This window comes from Streptomyces sp. NBC_01320 (genome assembly GCF_035974375.1).
Classification (GTDB): domain Bacteria; phylum Actinomycetota; class Actinomycetes; order Streptomycetales; family Streptomycetaceae; genus Streptomyces; species Streptomyces yanii.
On the sequence record NZ_CP108390.1, the window covers coordinates 4128925 to 4146540 of the forward strand.

Annotated in this window: 14 protein-coding genes; 4 read left to right on the plus strand and 10 right to left on the minus strand. The window is 69.3% G+C overall.

Annotation, left to right across the window (positions count from 1 at the left end):
* Positions 1-234, plus strand: coding sequence for a DUF7455 domain-containing protein (locus OG395_RS18695; RefSeq protein ID WP_037701300.1), 234 nt, complete (start codon positions 1-3; stop codon positions 232-234).
* A 106-nt stretch (positions 235-340) separates the two neighbouring features.
* On the opposite strand, the gene OG395_RS18700 is transcribed toward OG395_RS18695, so the two are convergent.
* The 6 genes from OG395_RS18700 to OG395_RS18725 form a co-directional block, all read right to left on the minus strand.
* On the minus strand, positions 341-1171 hold the full coding sequence (locus OG395_RS18700) for a S1 family peptidase (RefSeq protein WP_327243987.1): 831 nt from the start codon (positions 1169-1171) through the stop codon (positions 341-343).
* 128 nt (positions 1172-1299) lie between these two features.
* Positions 1300-2850 (minus strand): RNA polymerase sigma factor, encoded by a 1551-nt coding sequence (locus OG395_RS18705; protein WP_327243988.1) that lies wholly within the window; start codon positions 2848-2850, stop codon positions 1300-1302.
* 325 nt (positions 2851-3175) lie between these two features.
* Positions 3176-4042 carry a FadR/GntR family transcriptional regulator gene (locus OG395_RS18710; protein WP_327249376.1) on the minus strand — a complete coding sequence of 289 codons (867 nt, stop codon included), beginning with the start codon at positions 4040-4042 and terminating at the stop codon, positions 3176-3178.
* 181 nt (positions 4043-4223) lie between these two features.
* On the minus strand, positions 4224-6050 hold the full coding sequence (locus tag OG395_RS18715; protein WP_327243989.1) for an ATP-binding cassette domain-containing protein: 1827 nt from the start codon (positions 6048-6050) through the stop codon (positions 4224-4226).
* 112 nt (positions 6051-6162) lie between these two features.
* Positions 6163-6927: an NUDIX hydrolase gene (locus OG395_RS18720; protein WP_327243990.1), complete on the minus strand. Its 765-nt coding sequence runs from the start codon at positions 6925-6927 to the stop codon at positions 6163-6165.
* Between the two features lie 284 nt (positions 6928-7211).
* A complete protein-coding gene (locus OG395_RS18725) occupies positions 7212-8510 on the minus strand; it encodes a DUF4192 domain-containing protein (protein ID WP_327243991.1) in 1299 nt (432 codons plus the stop codon).
* Between the two features lie 110 nt (positions 8511-8620).
* Between OG395_RS18725 and OG395_RS18730 the strand changes: the two genes are divergently transcribed.
* Complete coding sequence (locus tag OG395_RS18730) at positions 8621-10792, plus strand: RecQ family ATP-dependent DNA helicase (RefSeq protein WP_327243992.1); 2172 nt, start codon at positions 8621-8623, stop codon at positions 10790-10792.
* A 214-nt stretch (positions 10793-11006) separates the two neighbouring features.
* Positions 11007-11645, plus strand: a complete 639-nt coding sequence (locus tag OG395_RS18735) for a hypothetical protein (RefSeq protein WP_327243993.1) — start codon at positions 11007-11009, stop codon at positions 11643-11645.
* 66 nt (positions 11646-11711) lie between these two features.
* On the opposite strand, the gene OG395_RS18740 is transcribed toward OG395_RS18735, so the two are convergent.
* The 3 genes from OG395_RS18740 to OG395_RS18750 form a co-directional block, all read right to left on the minus strand.
* Complete coding sequence (locus OG395_RS18740; protein WP_327243994.1) at positions 11712-12332, minus strand: hypothetical protein; 621 nt, start codon at positions 12330-12332, stop codon at positions 11712-11714.
* A gap of 60 nt (positions 12333-12392) precedes the next feature.
* Positions 12393-13103, minus strand: coding sequence for a ribonuclease HII (locus tag OG395_RS18745; protein WP_327243995.1), 711 nt, complete (start codon positions 13101-13103; stop codon positions 12393-12395).
* Positions 13104-13222: 119 nt separating this feature from the next.
* Entirely contained in the window at positions 13223-13849 is a 627-nt protein-coding gene (locus OG395_RS18750; RefSeq protein ID WP_327249377.1) for a TetR/AcrR family transcriptional regulator, read from the minus strand.
* A 187-nt stretch (positions 13850-14036) separates the two neighbouring features.
* Between OG395_RS18750 and OG395_RS18755 the strand changes: the two genes are divergently transcribed.
* Complete coding sequence (locus OG395_RS18755) at positions 14037-15590, plus strand: MFS transporter (RefSeq protein ID WP_327243996.1); 1554 nt, start codon at positions 14037-14039, stop codon at positions 15588-15590.
* A gap of 202 nt (positions 15591-15792) precedes the next feature.
* Here OG395_RS18755 and OG395_RS18760 read toward each other — a convergent pair whose 3' ends face one another.
* Positions 15793-17544: a DUF4153 domain-containing protein gene (locus OG395_RS18760; protein ID WP_327243997.1), complete on the minus strand. Its 1752-nt coding sequence runs from the start codon at positions 17542-17544 to the stop codon at positions 15793-15795.
* Positions 17545-17616: the final 72 nt, after the last annotated feature.

Sequence of the window (17616 nt, forward strand, 5' to 3'; positions counted from 1 at the left end):
GTGACTACTGTTCTGACCCCCGCGAGCCCGCTGACCGCAGCAGACCGCTGTGACCGTTGCGGCGCCCAGGCATATCTGCGCGTCGTCCTGATCAGCGGCGGTGAACTGCTCTTCTGCGCCCACCATGGTCGCAAGTTCGAGCCGGAACTCAAGAAGATCGCCGCGGAAATACAGGATGAGACGGACCGACTGACGGCCGTGCAGGCCAATGCCGTCGAAGAGGAACAACACTGACACCTCGCATCCACGACGAGCCAGGGTCCGGCTCCGTACCGGCCGACGGGCGGCTCCCCCACCGAAGGGGGAGCCGCCCGTTCTCGTACCTACGGAGCGACGCCGGTCAGCTACTGCCCGCCATCCAGCCGGCCGCCGCGGAGATCCTCGTGTAGACGCCGGGGCTGCCCGCCACCCCACAGCCATTCCCCCAGGACACCAAGCCGATGAGCCGCCCACCGGCCACCAGCGGCCCTCCACTGTCCCCCTGGCAGGCGTCGTGCCCGCCGTCCGGTTCGCCCGCACAGAGCATCGTCGAGGCCTCGTACGCGGCACCCCTGCCACCCGAGTAGGCCCGCTCGCACGTGCTGTCCGGCAGAACCCTCACCTGGGCGGAGCGGAGCGACGTCACGTAGTCACCGCTACCGGAGATGTCCCCCCAGCCGTAGACGAGGGCTGCACTACCCGGCTCATCGGCCCGGTCACCGGCTGTGGCCATCGGGATCACACTCTCTCCGGGGAGCGCGTCGGCCAGGGTGAGCACCGCCAGATCGCCGGAGTTGGTGGTGGGGTCGTACCCCGGGTTGATCCATGTCCCCTTGACCGTGACCTCCCGGCCGCCGGAGCCGGTCAACTCATCCCGCCCGGCAATGATCCGCAGGTCGTGCACCTGACTCACATCCGTGCCGAGCGCCTCCCGGCTCAGACAGTGCGCGGCGGTCAGCACCTTCGTCGGCCCTACCAGCACAGCACCGCAGAACTGGCCCGCACGGGTACCTCCGAAACGGTTACGGCTGGACAGTGCCACGACCCACGGACTGTCCTTGACATGTGCCGGCTGCCCACCGATGACGATGCTGTCGGCAGCCACCGGAACCGGGGACGCGAGCGGTATCACGGCTGCCGCGGCAACCAGGGCGAACAGCCCGGTCATGGCGCGGACGACGGTATGGGACATGCGTACTCCTGACTCTGCGGTGGACCATGCCCACTCAGAGTCATCCAGCGTGTCGGCAACCGCACCCGCACATGCGCCGAGGGCCCGGTTCCTTGGAACCGGGCCCTCGGCCTGCTTACTCCCGCGACTTAGTCGAGGTAGTCGCGCAGCACCTGCGAGCGCGACGGGTGGCGCAGCTTCGACATGGTCTTCGACTCGATCTGACGGATGCGCTCACGCGTCACGCCGTAGACCTTGCCGATCTCGTCGAGGGTCTTCGGCTGCCCGTCCGTGAGACCGAAGCGCATCGAGACCACGCCGGCCTCACGCTCGGAGAGAGTGTCGAGCACCGAGTGCAACTGCTCCTGGAGGAGCGTGAAGCTGACCGCGTCGGCCGGTACGACCGCCTCGGAGTCCTCGATCAGGTCACCGAACTCGCTGTCCCCGTCCTCACCCAGCGGCGTGTGGAGGGAGATCGGCTCACGACCGTACTTCTGGACCTCGATGACCTTCTCGGGGGTCATGTCGAGCTCCTTGGCCAGCTCCTCCGGGGTGGGCTCACGGCCCAGGTCCTGGAGCATCTGACGCTGCACACGCGCGAGCTTGTTGATGACCTCGACCATGTGCACCGGGATACGGATGGTGCGGGCCTGGTCGGCCATGGCGCGGGTGATCGCCTGACGGATCCACCAGGTGGCGTACGTGGAGAACTTGTAACCCTTGGTGTAGTCGAACTTCTCGACCGCGCGGATCAGACCGAGGTTGCCCTCCTGGATCAGGTCCAGGAAGAGCATGCCGCGGCCGGTGTAACGCTTGGCCAGCGAGACCACGAGGCGGAGGTTGGCCTCCAGCAGGTGGTTCTTGGCCCGGCGCCCGTCCTCGGCGATGATCTCCAGCTCGCGCTTGAGCTTCGGCGCGAGCTTGTCGGAGTTCGCCAGCTTGTCCTCGGCGAACAGGCCCGCTTCGATGCGCTTGGCGAGCTCGACCTCCTGCTCGGCGTTGAGGAGCGGGACCTTGCCGATCTGCTTCAGGTAGTCCTTGACCGGGTCGGCCGTGGCGCCTGCGACGGCGACCTGCTGCGCGGGCGCGTCGTCCTCGTCGTCGTCGGAGAGGACGAAGCCCTTGTTCTCGCCCTCGCCCTCCTCCTCGTCGCCCTTGCCGACCTGCACTTCCTCGACAGCCTCGTCGCCGTCGAGGAGCTCGTCGGCGTCCTTCTTACCGGCCTTCTTCGTTGCAGTCTTCTTGGCCGCCGTCTTCTTCACGGCGGTCTTCTTGGCAGCCGTCTTCTTGGCTGCCGCCTTCTTCGCAGGGCTGGCCGCGGCAGCGTCGTCGGCCACCACGTCCACGGTCTCGGCCGACGGGGCGGCGGTGGCCGCGACGGTCCTCGTCACGGTCGTCTTGGCCGCGACAGTCTTGGTGGCGGTGCGCTTGACCGGGCTCTTCGCTGCGACGCTCTTGCGGGCGCGCTTCGGCGACTCCGCGGCACTGACCATCAGCGTCACACCCTCTTCCTCGAGGATCTGGTTGAGGCTGCGCAGAACATTCTTCCACTGGGTTGGCGGAATCTGGTCAGCCTCGAAGGCCCGACGCACGTCATCGCCGGCGATCTGCCCATCAGCCTTTCCCCGCTCGATGAGCGCCATCACAGACTCGGACTCGGCGATCTCCGGCGGGAGCGTACGGGATGTGCTGGCCGACACGAACAACCTCTCGGAACGATGGAAAACGGCTTCCGGCCCGGCCCGGGAGAGGGCTGGTACCGACGACCGTCGGGCTGGGAATGTACCGACGGCGCGGGTTTGGCCTCAGAACTGCACAGCGCCGTCAATGGCTGCTGTATTCCTTCCGCGGCGGTCACCTCTTAAGTCATCGCACTGCCTCGAGGAGTGTTACGCCCAATCCGCGTGGCCCGAGTCACACCCCATGTGCGACGAATGCGACCAAGGGGGACATCCCTCAATAACTGAGCCGCCGGACCGTGAGGGTCCGGCGACACATGGTTCGTACACCCTGGCCGTACAGCGGTCAGTGCTCGCGCGGCGCCGGCACCACCCGGTCCACCTCGGGGTGGACGACGAGCAGTTGACGCATGGCCGCCTCCGCACCCGCCGCGTCGCCGGTGGCGAGGGCTTCGACGATCCGGACGTGGTGACCGAGGGACCCCTCGCCGGGGCGGTCACAGCCAGTGACCGGGCCGCCCGAGACCTGGAGGGCGGCGGAGACGATGCCGGAGAGATGTTCGAGCATGCGGTTGCCGGCGGCCTGGATCAGCAGAGAGTGGAACTCGGCATCGGCCCGCGAGTAAGTGATCACGTCGCCTTGCGCGAGCGCGTGCCCCATGATCTCGACCATGTCACCGAGCCGCTGCTGAATGTCCTCGCGGCCGTGACCGGCGGCAAGGCGAGCGGCGAGCGGTTCGATCGTCCAGCGGAGCTCACCCAGCTCACGACGCTGGTCGTCGCGCTGCGGACCGAAGGCTCGCCATTCGATGATGTCGGGATCCAGCAGATTCCAGTCACTGACCGGACGGACCCGGGTACCCACATTGGGCCGGGCGCTGACCAGCCCCTTGGCCTCGAGAACGCGCAGAGACTCACGCACGACCGTGCGGGACACCTCGAAACGCTGGCCGATCTCCTCCGGCACGAGCGGGCGATCGGCGCCCAGATCACCGGAGACGATCATCTGACCGAGCTGCTGAACGAGCTGTCCGTGGAGGCCACGGCCGCGGCTGGCCGAACCCCGCCGGCTCGCTCGCCCCAGCTCGGCATCGGTGCCGTCCCACGAACGGATGGCGGCGCGCTCGCCGGCCGGCGCCTCCGTATAGGGGTAGCGGTCGAGTTCACCCGAGCCGGCGAGGCCGGAATCAACGGAGCGGGCGGCGGTCATCATGGTGTGCGCAAGGGTACTCACGCATCCTTTGTCGGCGCGGCTCGCCCGCCCCTTGAGGTCTTTGGTGAAAAGCACACGAAAGGGTGATCGGCGCCCACCCCCCAATTGACGCCTTATCCGTATAAAACGGGCACCTTCAAGGGACTTAAAGGTCTCGTGACCAGGTGGCCGCGTTCCGTGATCACCAACGGACCCTGCCGCGAAGGCTGGTGAACACATACGCACAGATGAGGACCGAGAGCGACAACGACAGCGCCGCCCCCACGGGGTGCGCGACCACACGCACCCCCGCCATCACCCAGGAATCCATCCCGTCCGGCCACTGCACCCAAGCCAGTTCGCGGAGCCTGCCGGGGAGCCCCAGTACCGAATGGTCGGCCGGCCCCGACAGCACCCTCCGGACGAGCGGAACGACGAGCACGGGCACAGCGAGCACCGCGGCGACCCCGGCAGCTGTCACCCGGAAGATTCCGGCGGCCAGCAGACCCGCCCAGGCGCAACCCACGTTCAGGCCCGCCCAACTCGCTGCGAGAAAAGCCGCATTCGACGGAAAGCCGACCAAGTCGACGCCGTACACAAGACGGAGCGCCTCGGCGGAGGCCGCTGCAACGATCAGAGCGAGGAGCAGCGCGACGCCCGCGGAGACCGCCAGCTTGGCCATGAGCAGACCGAGCCGGCGGGGGACGGTGCCCCGGCCCGCCGCAAGCGCGGGATAGCGGAACTCGTCGCCGAAGGAGAGCGCGCCGAGCAGCCCGGCGCCGACAGCAGCAGGCGGCAGGGGCAGCACCGCGGGCCAGGCTGCAAGCACATTAGGCAGCGGAGCATGGCCGGTGCGGGCGAGCAGGACGGAGAACCCGACCGAGACGACCAGAACGGCCGCCATGATCAACGTTGTTGTCCTGACGCCGAAGAGACGGCGCAGTTCGTAGCGGACCGGCCGGTGCGGGCCACGGGCCGGTCGCCGGCGGATCGACGGCACGTGTTCCGGACCCGGGACGGGCGATGCCGTTCGCGGCGCAGCTTCCGGCTCGGACGCAGTCGGCTCCGGTCGCGCCGGTGCCGCGTCCGGGCCTGACGCGGGTGACGCCGGCCCCGGCGATGCAGCCTCCGCTTCGCGAGCGGTGGCCGTTGCGGGGCCGGTGTCGGCGATCTCGTCGGCGAGCTGATGAACGGGTACACCGTGACGGAATGCGGTGTCGCCGATCTCCGCGCACGTGCTGCCGTACACCGAGAGGCGGCTGCCCGCTTCGGTGACCACCTCGACGGAACGCCGGGCCGCGCGCGCCTCACGGCTTACGACTGCGGCGAGCCGTGCGGCGTGCGGAGTCCGGACTACGACGCGGGGGCGCAGCCGGGTACGCGAGAAGTCGACGGCGTCCTGGTCGGAGACCAGCCGTCCGGCGTCGACAGTGACCACATGGTCGGCCGCGCGCGCCGCCTCCTTGGGGTCGCAGGTGGTGTAGAGGACCGTTCCTCCCTGCGCGGCATGGGCACGCAGGAACCCGTGCAACCAAGCGTTCTCGCGTGGCGAGAGCCCCTCTCCGGGATCGTCGAGGATCAGCGCATGAGGTTCTCCGAGCAGCGCCGACGCAAGGCCCAGCCTGCGGTCCATGCCGAGCGAGAGCGCTCCGAGGCGCCGGTCGCCGAGCCCGGCAAGACCGACGGCATCGAGCAGCTCGTCGGCCCGGGAGGCGGGTACGCCCGCTGCGGCGCTGAGCATACGGAGCTGACCACGGACGGTGCGGACGGGATGGCCGGGTACGTCCCCGAGGAGCACTCCCACCTCACGGGCGGGATGCGGGATGCGGTGCAGTGGGGTGCCACGAAAGTAGGTGACACCGCGCCCCGACTCGATTTCGAGCATCAGACGGAGGGCTGTGGTCTTACCGGAACCGGGAGCGCCGAGGAGTGCTGTGACGCGGCCGGGTCCGGCTTCGAAGGTGAGGTCGTCCACGGCGGGCGGACGGCCGCGATGGGGGGCGCTGGTGAGTCCGATGGCCTGAAGCATCGCTTCTCTCGCGGGAGGTGAGACCGCTCGGCGGCAGGGCGAATACCGCAGCACGATAACCCGGCATATCGGACTTTTAGTGGATCATCGGTCCCACGGGCGTTCCGCAAGGTCAGACTTCGGGCCTCAGCATCGGCGGATTGAGTACGGTGGCCGCGCCGGCCCGGAAGAGCTGGGCGGGGCGCCCGCCCTGGCGGGTGGTCGTTCCGCCTGCAGGCACCAGGAAACCGGGGGTGCCTGTCACCTTGCGATGGAAGTTCCGTGGATCCAGAACCACCCCCCAGACTGCTTCGTACACCCGGCGAAGCTCTCCGACCGTGAACGCCGGCGGGCAGAAAGCGGTGGCCAGCGAGGAGTACTCGATCTTGGAACGTGCCCGCTCGACGCCGTCGGCGAGGATCTGTGCATGATCGAAGGCGAGCGGGGCTTGCTGCTCGCCCTCGCGGCCGAAACCGCCCTCCGGCCCGAGCAGATCCTCGACGGGCGCCCACCGAGCACTGTTCGCGTCGCCGCCCGCGCGGGGAGCGGGCAGATCGGGGGCGAGCGCGAGGTGAGCGACGCTGACAACCCTCATCCGGGGGTCGCGCTTGGGGTCGCCGTAGGTGGCGAGCTGTTCGAGATGGGCACCGTTGCCGACTGCCGGAGTCGCCGGGTCCTGCGCGCACAGTCCGGTTTCCTCGACGAGCTCACGCGCCGCAGCGGCTCCGAGGTCCTCATCGGCTCTCACGAAGCCACCGGGAAGTGCCCACCTGCCCTGGAACGGGGACTCGCCGCGGCGAACCACCAGCGCACAGAGCGCATGACGGCGCACGGTGAGCACAACCAGGTCGACGGTGACAGCGAAGGGCGGGAAGGTCGACGGGTCGTAGGGCGGCATGCCGTGATCATAGTCGTCTGCCTGACGATAAACACTCCCTTCGTCATGATCTTCATCCTCCCCGGCCCGGAAACCGGTCGGCTCGCCGACCGCGCGATGGGAGTCGCCCTCCTGCACGCAACGGCAGCACCCCGCAGGCCGTTGCGTGCCGGTGCGCAGAAGCTGCGCCACCGGCGGCTCCCCCTCGTCGCTCTCTTCGCTCTCGCTTTCTGTGCCCGCTCAACTCGATGCCCCGCGCCGCGCCCCCGGTCCCCTGACGGACACCGGGCCATCGGTATCCATGGTCATCGGCCACCCCCGGTCCCACCGCGACCATGGGCCCGCGACTCACGGGTACGGCGTCGCGCGACCGCCCTTGGCCGGCCCGGGCCGGGCTGCGTCTTGTTCCGCCTCACCACCGACGGGCGTGCTGTCCGGGGCCGGACGACTCGCTCGGCACGATGGTGACCGCGCTCCTTCTGCTCGCCGCTCTCCCCGCGCAGGCAGCGGCGCAGAGCCTCCGGATCGAGTCCTTCGTTGCAGGCCTGATGGAGCAGTTGAGCGAAGGTGTAGTCGGGGTCCACCCGGAGGGCGAGCCCCAGTGCGACCCGGGCGCCCGGTTCGTCGCCCGTCGACCAGGAGACCCATCCGGTCAGGGTGAGCGGCGCGGCAGCGTGTTCCTCGTACGGTCCGACGCACCGGCGTGCGAGCGCCCGCCACAGCCGCAGGGCGGATTCCGCTTCGCGCCCTTCCATCCATTCCGCGGCCTTGTCCCGGGTCTCCCGGTCCTGGAGACCGAGGATCACCGCAGCGGCCTCGTCATTACTGATCAGCGAGTCGTCCTGGCTGTCGGCCGCGGAGGGCGCGGCCGTCGGCGCGTCCCGGAGGCGTTTCATCAGGACGCGCGCGAGCCCGAGGGTCTCACGAGCCACTTCCTTGCGTCCCTCCTCGTCGAGGATCCTCGGCACCAGTGCGGCGCCGGCCAAGTCGAGGGCCTGCGGTTGCTCTGCCACCGCCGGGGTCGTCAGAGGCGCCAGTCTGGCTTCCATCTCTCTCAGAGATCCCCGGACCTGAATGCCCGCGTAGGTGGCGGCGGCCGCCATCACCGAAGTGCCCGGCAGGGACAAACCGTTGCCTTCGCTCGGGCAACAGCGTGCGTCCGGACAGCAGTAGGACCAGTAGCGTCCGCCGGAGATGCAGAGCGCTTCGAGGACGGGTACATCGAGTGCCCCGCAGGCCGTGCGTAGACGCTGGGCCAGCGGCCGCAGCCGCTCCATCGTCTGGCCGGGGGTCTCTCCGTCGGCAGGATCCTGGCAGAGGAAGACGACGATCGCGTCGGGGTGCTCACCGCGTCGCTCGCTCCCCTTGACCAGGCACTCGGCAAGCTGCTCTGCGACGTGCGGCCATTCCTGCGGCGACTGCGGAATTCCGAGCCTGAGCCGCCCGCCGAAGCGGCCCCGGCCGCCGTGCAGAGCGACCATGACCACGCTGTCGTTCGGATAGAAGCCCATGAGATACGGAAGGGCATCGGCGAGTTCGGCGGGCCCGCGCAGAGTGATCTGCTGCTCGTCGGCCGGTCCGGTGGATTCGTGGTGCTTGTTCATGGCATGACCGTCCCGCGGGCAGCGGAATTCCGCGACCCCCTGTGGATAAGTTGTCCACAGGGTCGCGGGGTCGTTCGCCGTTTGTCGTAGCCATCGGGTTGCATGGGGGCATGACCAACGCAGACCGCGCAGAACTCAGGGCTTCGGCCGATTCCGTACTGGCCCGACTCGTCGGGGACACCACCGGCACTGCCCGGCTGCGCGAGGACCAGTGGCGGGCCATCGAGGCGCTCGTCGCGGACAAGCGCAGAGCGCTGGTCGTCCAGCGGACCGGCTGGGGCAAGTCCGCCGTGTATTTCGTCGCGACCTCACTCCTGCGGGCGCGGGGCAGCGGCCCGACAGTGATCGTCTCTCCACTGCTCGCGCTGATGCGCAACCAGGTCGCGGCCGCGGCCCGGGCCGGCATCACCGCCCGCACGATCAACTCGTCCAATACCGAGGAGTGGGACACCGTCCAGGACGAGGTGGCAGCGGGCGAGGTGGATGTGCTGCTGGTCAGCCCCGAGAGGCTCAACAATCCCGACTTCCGGGACCAAGTCCTGCCCCGCCTCGCCGCCGCCACCGGGCTGCTCGTGGTCGACGAGGCACACTGCATCTCCGACTGGGGCCACGACTTCCGGCCCGACTACCGACGGCTGCGGACCATGCTCGCCGATCTGCCCGCAGGGGTACCCGTGCTCGCGACGACCGCCACCGCGAACGCGCGGGTGACGGCGGATGTCGCGGAGCAGCTCGGCACCGGGGCGGGTACGGACGCGCTGGTGCTGCGTGGGCCGCTGGACCGCGAGAGTCTCAGCCTCGGCGTACTGCAACTACCGAACGCTGCGCACCGGCTGGCCTGGCTGGGCGATCACCTCAAGGAGCTGCCCGGCTCGGGGATCATCTACACGCTCACAGTGGCGGCCGCCGAGGAGATCACAGCGTATCTGCGCCAGTGCGGACACACCGTTGCGTCCTACACGGGCCGCACCGAGAACGCCGACCGGCAGCAGGCGGAGGACGACCTCCTGGCCAACCGGGTCAAGGCTCTCGTCGCAACGTCCGCGCTCGGCATGGGATTCGACAAGCCCGACCTCGGCTTTGTCGTGCACCTCGGCTCTCCCTCCTCCCCCATCGCCTACTACCAGCAGGTGGGCCGCGCGGGCCGAGGCGTCGAGCACGCCGAGGTACTGCTGCTCCCGGGCAAGGAGGACGAGGCGATCTGGCAGTACTTCACCTCGGTCGCCTTCCCCCCGGAGGAACAGGTCCGACGCACGATCGATGCGCTCGCCCAGGCCGGCCGGCCGCTCTCGCTGCCGGCTCTGGAACCGCTGGTCGACCTTCGGCGCACACGGCTGGAGACCATGCTGAAGGTGCTCGACGTCGATGGCGCGGTCAAGCGGGTGAAGGGTGGCTGGACCGCCACGGGAGAGCCCTGGGTCTACGACTCCGAGCGGTATGCCTGGGTGGCACGCCAGCGCTCGGCCGAGCAGCAGGCGATGCGCGACTATGCGACGACGACCGGCTGCCGGATGGAATTCCTGCGTCGCCAGCTGGACGACGAGGAAGCGACGGCATGCGGACGCTGTGACAACTGCGCGGGGGCGCGCTTCGACGACCAGGTGTCGACGGCCGCCCTGGACACCGCACAGGGCGAGCTCGGCAGGCCCGGTGTCGAAGTGGAACCCCGCAAGATGTGGCCGACCGGTCTCGCGGCGGTGGGCGTCGATCTCAAGGGCCGTATCCCGGCGGGAGAACTATCCTTCTCCGGGCGGGCGCTCGGCCGTCTCTCCGACATCGGCTGGGGCAACCGGCTGCGCCCGATGCTGGCTTCGCCCACACCTGACGCACCGGTTCCGGACGATGTGGCGAACGCGGTGGTGACGGTGCTGGCCGACTGGGCCAAGGGACCCGGGGGCTGGGCGTCCGGCGCAGCCGATGCCGTACCGCGGCCGGTGGGGGTCGTCGCGGTCGCCTCGCACAGCAGGCCACAGCTGATCCAGTCGCTCGCCAGCCGGATCGCCGAGGTCGGCCGGATGCCGCTGCTCGGCAGCGTCGCCTATGCCCCCGGGGCGGACGGGGTACGGATGTCGCAGACCAACAGCGCGCAGCGGGTGCGTGCTCTGCATGAGGCGCTCGTCGTGGAACCGGAACTGGCAGAGGCGTTGGCGTCGGCAGGGGGCCCGGTGCTGCTCGTGGACGATCTCTCGGACACCGGCTGGACGCTCGCCGTGGCAGCGCGGCTGCTGCGCAGGGCCGGTGCGGAGGGGGTGTTTCCGCTGGTCCTCGCCGTTCAGGCGTGACAGGAGCGTCAACCATCCGCGGTTTGGGCAGGGATATCCGTGCCATTCCAGCCGATTTCCGTCAGCCGCACCAATTGCTCGTTGCCGCCTGCCGATACGCCAGGAAGAATTGAACTCGCTCCCCGCACGGTCCTTTCGCGGCCCGGAAGGGCTGTGCCGCGGTGCGCCCCACCCAACCCTGCCCGCCCGTGGGCGCGTATGCGAAGGGAGGATCGTGACCTTCGGATTCGCTCCGTCCGCAGCCACTTCGATGTCGGCGTCCTCGGTGTCCGCCGACTCCGCCAACCGCCTTGCCAGAATGCTCGAACCGGCCGAGTGGGCCGCTGCGGGCATACCGTTGCTGCGCAGCCCGCGCGAGGTGGTCAGCGGCCTGCATACCCGGCACCGGCCGACCCCGGAGACCGCTGTCGTCGCCGTACTCGACCATGAGGAACGCCTCACGGCCAGCGCCTCGTTCGCCCGTCGCTCCGTCTCCGCGGACGGCTGGGAGTTCCGGAACGCACTGCTGGCGCATTTGCGCCGGGTCATCCCGCACGATCTGCGCCGCCGCACACCCGTCCGCACTGCGGTGCTGCTCTACTGCCGCGAGGGGGACGAGCGGTGGACGGAGGAGGACGGGGCGTGGATGTGGGGTCTGCGGGATGCCTGCACGCTGCACGGCCTGCGGTGCGGCGCGTACATCACGCTGACGCGTGGCGGGTGGCAGGTGCTGGGCGAGGGCCGGGGCGGCCGTCGGCCCAACTCCATGTCGCGGCCCGCGGCTCTCGCCGACACGGTTGCCGAGCATGATCCGTTCCCGCTGCGCACCGGCGGCGGCGCGGCAGAGGCACTGCGACGCACCGCGGCCCGCTGAGCCGGGTCGTGGGCCCGGCCGCCCTGTCGGGCAGCCGGGCCACCACGGTCGTGCGCGTCGTTCGGCTCAGACGCCGGCGCCGAGTACGGCGTTGATCCGCTGCGGGTCACCGCAGACGACAAGTAGTGCTCCGGCATGCTCCCTCGCGAGAGGCAGCACACGGGCGGTGGCGTCATCGACGCCACCGTTGACCGCGACGATCACCACGGGGCGGGCCTTCACCCGGTCCGCAGCCACGGCATCGGCGAAGAAGACGTCGTCGCCCGCATCGTGCTGGGCCCAGTAGGCGGCTTCTCCGAAGGAGAGTTCGTGCACCGCCCACGGGTGCTGCTCACCGGTGGTGAGCACCAGGATGTCGCCCGGTGCGCGTCCGGAGTCGAGTAGCAGATCGACAGCCTCGTCGGCGGCGTCGAGCGCACTGCCGGCCGAGGCCGGGATCAGCTGGAACTGCGGCGCGGAACGAGTCTTCGACCGGGCCGAATGAGGCTGACCGGAGGTGGAGTGCGGGCGCTGCGCCGGGGGCGCGGGCCTCGCGGGGCCGGGACCCGGACGACCGGGGCGCGGCGTGGCCGCGGAACGCGGGCCGGGTACGGGACGGGGGGTCGGCGCGGTGCGGCCTGCGGCCGGAGTGACGCGGGGACCCTGGGCGCTCTCGTGAATCTGAGGCTCCTCGGGGATGAGAGGCATGGGTGGTTGTCTATCAAACGCCGGCGCAGAGGGCGTCGGCGGGTGGGCACAAATGCGCGATCAGAAGTCGAAGCCGAGTTGGCCCCCGCTTTCCAGTGCAGCCGCCTCGGCGGAGATGCGGATCTTCTTCAGGTGCTGCCACCTGGGCAGCGCGTCGAGGTAGGACCACGAGAGGCGGTGCAGGGGCGTGGGCCCCAGCGCCTCCAGAGCGGCCCTGTGCACGGGGGACGGGTAGCCGGCGTTCGCATCGAACGCGAAGGCGGCGTACTCCCCCGATTCCGCGCCCAGTTCGGCCATCATCGTGTCCCTGTGGACCTTCGCGATCACCGAGGCGGCCGCGACCGCGATGCAGGACTGGTCGCCCTTGATGACGGTTCGGACCGTCCAGGGCTTTCCCAGGTAGTCGTGTTTGCCGTCGAGGATCACCGCGTCGGGGCGCACGGGCAGCGCTTCGAGGGCGCGCACGGCGGCGAGGCGCAGAGCCGCGGTCATCCCGAGCTCGTCGATCTCCTGCGGCGAGGCGTCACCGAGGCCGTAGGCCGTGACCCATGCCTGGAGCAGCGGCGCCAGCTCGGCGCGGCGCTTCGGGCTGATCAGCTTGGAGTCGGTGAGCCCCGCGGGGGGCTTGCGGAGGCCGGTGACGGCCGCGCACACGGTGACCGGTCCCGCCCACGCTCCGCGTCCGACCTCATCGACACCGGCGACGGTCTTGGCACCGGTGGTAGCGCGCAGTGAGCGCTCGACGGTGTGCGTGGGTGGTTCGTACGGCATGGCGCCAGTCAGCGTACGCCGACGCAGGCGCCACGAACACCCCCGGGGCGCCGGACCGTCGTCCGGCCCGCGGCATCGCTCCGACGGAACGCTCACGGTCCGGCTGCCACCGGTTGCACTCAGCTGCCGGAAGGCCGGAGCAGCGGCACCATGATCTGATCGATCAATTCGGCGATGTACGCATCCGGCCATTCACTGCCGCACACCTTGCTGCGGTACATCATCATCGCGGGGATCACGTCCAGGGCCAGGTCGCTCGTCGCATCGGAACGGACGTCACCCCGCTCGACACCCTGGCGCACGACCTTCCGAAAGAGCTCGGTGGAGGGCTGGATCACACCTTGGAAGATCACGGCCTGGAAGCGGCCGGCAGCGCTCGAATCGCACTCGTGAAGCACGGAAAGCAGGGCGGTTCCGGGCGTGGAGAGCATGGCGTCGCGCAGCCGACGACCCAACTGGTAGAGATCTTCGCGAATGCTGCCGCAGTCGGGCGCCTCACCGACCGGGGGCAGCGCCGCCCGCAGCGCCTCCGCCACCAGATCTTCCTTCGAGGGCCATCGCCGGTAGACCGCTGCTTTCCCCGTCTGGGCGCCGGCGGCGACACCCTCCATCGTCAGCCCGTTCCAGCCCACTGTGCTCAGCTGTTCCAGCGCGGCATCGAGAATCGCGCGTTCCAGTACGGGACCACGGCGGCGCAGCGACACCACCGACGGCCGAGCGGCGGCCGCCGAGCGCGAAGTATCCATCAGCTTCTCTCCATCGAGACGGGTGGGGACGTCGAGGCGGGACTGAGCAGATCCCGTCCCGGCGATGTACGGGCGCATCCCGTCACCGGCACATTCAGTGAACGCTTGCGTTCACTGAAGGGGACTCACTACCGTTGACGAGACAGTGAACGCACTCGTTCACTAACTCACTTGTGGGGGATCCATAGTGACAACCTCTCAGTTAGAAGCACAGAGTTCGCCGGGCGCCGCCCGGCGGCAGGGGCGACGGGGGATCGCCCTCACAGTCATCGCCGCATGTCAGCTGATGGTTGTGCTCGATGCCACGATCGTCAACATCGCGCTTCCGCACATTCAGGACGCGCTCAGCTTCTCCACCACCGATCTGTCGTGGGTCCTCAGCGCATACACGCTGACCTTCGGCGGACTGCTCCTCCTCGGCGGCAGGGCGGGTGACATCCTCGGCCGCCGTCGGGTCTTCATCATCGGCATTCTGGTCTTCACCCTGGCCTCCCTGCTGGGCGGACTGGCACAGGAACCCTGGCAGTTGCTCGTGGCCCGGGCCCTCCAGGGTGTCGGCGGCGCCATCGCCTCGCCGACATCGCTGGCCCTGATCACCACCACGTTCCCCGAAGGGCCCGAGCGGAACCGCGCCTTCGGGGTCTTTGCCGCAGTCTCGGCGGGCGGTGGCGCGATCGGCCTGCTGGCGGGCGGGATGCTCACCGAATGGCTCGACTGGCGTTGGGTCTTCTTCGTCAACGCACCGATCGGTGTACTGATCGCGATGCTGGCACCGCTGTACATCAGCGAGTCCGAGAGGCACCCGGGCCGCTTCGACGTCTCCGGGGCTCTGACGTCGACCCTCGGCATGGCCTCGCTGGTGTACGGATTCATCCGGGCCTCCGAGGAGGGCTGGCGGGACTCCTTCACCGTGGCATCCTTCGCCGCCGCGGTCGTACTGCTGGCCGCATTCGTCCTCATCGAAATGCGGGCGAAGGAACCGATCACGCCGCTGAGAATGTTCGCCGACCGCAACCGGTCGGGGACGTACCTCATCATGCTCAGCCTGGCCGCCGCTATGCTCGGCATGTTCTTCTTCATCGTGTTGTTCGTGCAGAACGTACTGGGCTACAGCCCCGTCGAATCAGGGCTGGCCTTCCTCCCCGTGACGGTCGCGATCGCCATAGGGGCAGGGCTGTCGCAGCGGCTGTTGCCTGTCCTCGGCCCCAAGCCGTTCATGATCGCCGGATCGACGCTCACCGGGATCGGCCTGTTCTGGCAGACGCTGATCTCCCCCGACAGCTCGTACGTGAGCGGCGTATTGGGGCCGATGGTCCTGTTCGGCTTCGGCATGGGGCTGAACTTCGTCACTCTGACCCTGACCGCGGTATCCGGGGTCGCCCAGCACGAGGCCGGCGCGGCGTCCGGACTGCTCAATGCCAGCCAGCAGGTGGGCGGTTCGCTGGGCCTCTCGATTCTGGTCACCGTCTTCGGCACAGCGAGCCGCAACGAGGCGGAGAAGCAGATTCCGTCATTCATGGCGCAGGCGACACCGGAACAGAAGGCGACGTTCGCCAAGTCGCAGGAACTGCCTGCTCCGTGGGGGCATGAAGTGCTCACCCAGGGCATTTCGACCGCCTTCACTGCAGCGGTGGCGATGGCGGCCGCCGCCCTGCTGACTGCGGTGCTGGTGATCCGGGTGCGCAAGAGCGACTTGGAGGCGCTGAGCGGCAAGGCCTCCGCAGGAGGACCTGGCGCATAACGCGGCACGATGCGTGTGGCCAGCCGCGCCCGATCAGCAGGGCGTATCGGCGATAAAGCCCGTCGACGCAGGTGCAGGACGTACCGTGAAGGGTACGTCCTGCACCCTGTCCGGATCGCCCGGTAGGACTCAGACCGGCTCCCTGCACAGTGCGTGCCACGCAATGCGAGATGAGTACGGGTCGGTCCTGGGTGGTCAGGGGTCAGTACGGGTCGTAGGAGTCGTCGCCCTCGTAACCGCTGCGCTCGCTGTCTCCCTCGCTCCCCGGCCCCCGGCAGTCCGTCACAAGGGCATTCGCGCTCCGCTTCTCCAGAATGTCGCGTGCCCGCGCCTCGCCCCAACTGGTGGCGTACCACGGTGCATCGGACGCACGGAGCGTGTGCTGGATCTCGTTGAGGGCGCAGGACCGCAGCGGTTCGGGAAGCCCGTCGAGAGCCGGTACGGCATCGGCCGAGAGGCCCCGGAGGTAGTCGATGTCGATGGTGTGATGGCTGCGGTAACGCTGCACGTTCTGTTCCGCGATCAGCCCGTCGGGCGAGACCAGACCGAACGTGAGCACGGCGGCGGCGGCGCTCGCCGCCACGGCGCGCGGCAGCATACGGGCGCCGAACACACCCGCCGCCATGATCAGGATGAGCACCACACCCAGCCAGAGTTCCACCGCAGCCACGGATATGCGCAGCCGGGTCAGGCCGTAGGCGTCGACGTACAGGTCCATGCGCCGCAGCGCAGAGGCGACCACCACGAGAGTGAGGAAGCAGAGCGCGCCGAGGACGGTCCGTACGAGCGTGCGGTCGCGCGAGTGCCCGCGCGGTGCCCAGCGCAGCGCGAGCGCGATGACCAGGAGGGTGAGCAGAGTCGCCCACAGCAGCTGCCAGAAGCCCTGGCGGGCGTATGCGGAGTAGCTGAGATCGGTCTCGGCCATCACCTTGTCGTACCCGCCGAACAGCACGGTGAGCTGGATGGCGATGAAGACGGCGAAAAGTAGATTCAGCACGATGAGCGGCAGCGCCCATTCCAGGCGCCCGCGGGGCTTCCCGTCCCGCACGGTGATGTCGTCCCAGCGCACCGGGGCGGCGGTGGTGTATGCGGCGGTGAGCGCACCGACCAGACCAACCACGAACAGGAAGAACCGCCACGGGGCATCGCCCAGCGACACGCCGGGAATCAGGTTGCCGAGCACATCGGCGAACGCGGCGTCCGCGCTGGCGAAGAGCGTTCCGAAGACGATGAGCAGGCCGATCGCCACCACAGTGGAACGGAACACGACACCCCACCGACCGCGGGAACCGGTCATACGGTCGCGAACACCACTCACTCCCCACCTCAGTCCCCCGGCCACGGAGGAGAAGAGGCCCACCGAACCGAGGAACACGCCGAGCCAACTGCGGCTGCCGTGCAGCGTCAGCGAGCCCAGCGCGACGGCCGACACAACGGCGAGGAAGGCGGGCCAGCCCGCGTCCCTGAGCGCCGGGACCGCGAGCAGAGCAAGGCCGCCGACCGCCCAGACTGCGGACCAGGACCGGAGCCGACGGCCCGCTGCCTGCGCGGCGAAGTAGGCCGCGAGTGCGGCGGGGACTGCCACGATCAGCAGGTTCAGGCCGAGTCCGTCACCGAGCAACAACGCGCTGAGGAGCGCGGTGGCGACGGCCGCCCAGAGCGTGGCGTTACGAATGGCGGCCGGGCGGGCCGGGCGCAGCCGCGCGAGCGTACCGGCTGTCTGCCGACTGCTCTGCCATGGGTTGGGCTGCTGCGGTTGCCGCCCTTGATGCGCGTACGCCGGGACCTTCGGCGCCTGCGGAACGGTGTCCCGGGACGCCGACGCCTCGGGCGGCTCCGGTCGCTCCGTAGGCTCCCCCGCCGGATCCGACTCCGTCGCGCGAGACGGTTCCGACGTACGCGGCGGCCCGGGCGCCTGCGGCTGGGCGGCTGATTCTGACGCGTGATCGGGCATGGGACCCCTCCCCACCGAGGTCCGCTCACACGACAGCTGAACAGTGCGAGCAACCCGGCATCTCATTCGGCA

Bases quoted from the DNA above. Each gene is read 5' to 3' on its own strand.
- OG395_RS18725 (WP_327243991.1), bottom strand. From the start codon at position 8,510: ATGAACAAGCACCACGAATCCACCGGACCGGCCGACGAGCAGCAGATC.
- OG395_RS18715 (WP_327243989.1), bottom strand. From the start codon at position 6,050: ATGCTTCAGGCCATCGGACTCACCAGCGCCCCCCATCGCGGCCGTCCG.
- OG395_RS18700 (WP_327243987.1), bottom strand. From the start codon at position 1,171: ATGTCCCATACCGTCGTCCGCGCCATGACCGGGCTGTTCGCCCTGGTT.
- OG395_RS18740 (WP_327243994.1), bottom strand. From the start codon at position 12,332: ATGCCTCTCATCCCCGAGGAGCCTCAGATTCACGAGAGCGCCCAGGGT.
- OG395_RS18720 (WP_327243990.1), bottom strand. From the start codon at position 6,927: ATGCCGCCCTACGACCCGTCGACCTTCCCGCCCTTCGCTGTCACCGTC.
- OG395_RS18750 (WP_327249377.1), bottom strand. From the start codon at position 13,849: ATGGATACTTCGCGCTCGGCGGCCGCCGCTCGGCCGTCGGTGGTGTCG.
- OG395_RS18745 (WP_327243995.1), bottom strand. From the start codon at position 13,103: ATGCCGTACGAACCACCCACGCACACCGTCGAGCGCTCACTGCGCGCT.
- OG395_RS18760 (WP_327243997.1), bottom strand. From the start codon at position 17,544: ATGCCCGATCACGCGTCAGAATCAGCCGCCCAGCCGCAGGCGCCCGGG.
- OG395_RS18710 (WP_327249376.1), bottom strand. From the start codon at position 4,042: ATGATGACCGCCGCCCGCTCCGTTGATTCCGGCCTCGCCGGCTCGGGT.
- OG395_RS18730 (WP_327243992.1), top strand. From the start codon at position 8,621: ATGACCAACGCAGACCGCGCAGAACTCAGGGCTTCGGCCGATTCCGTA.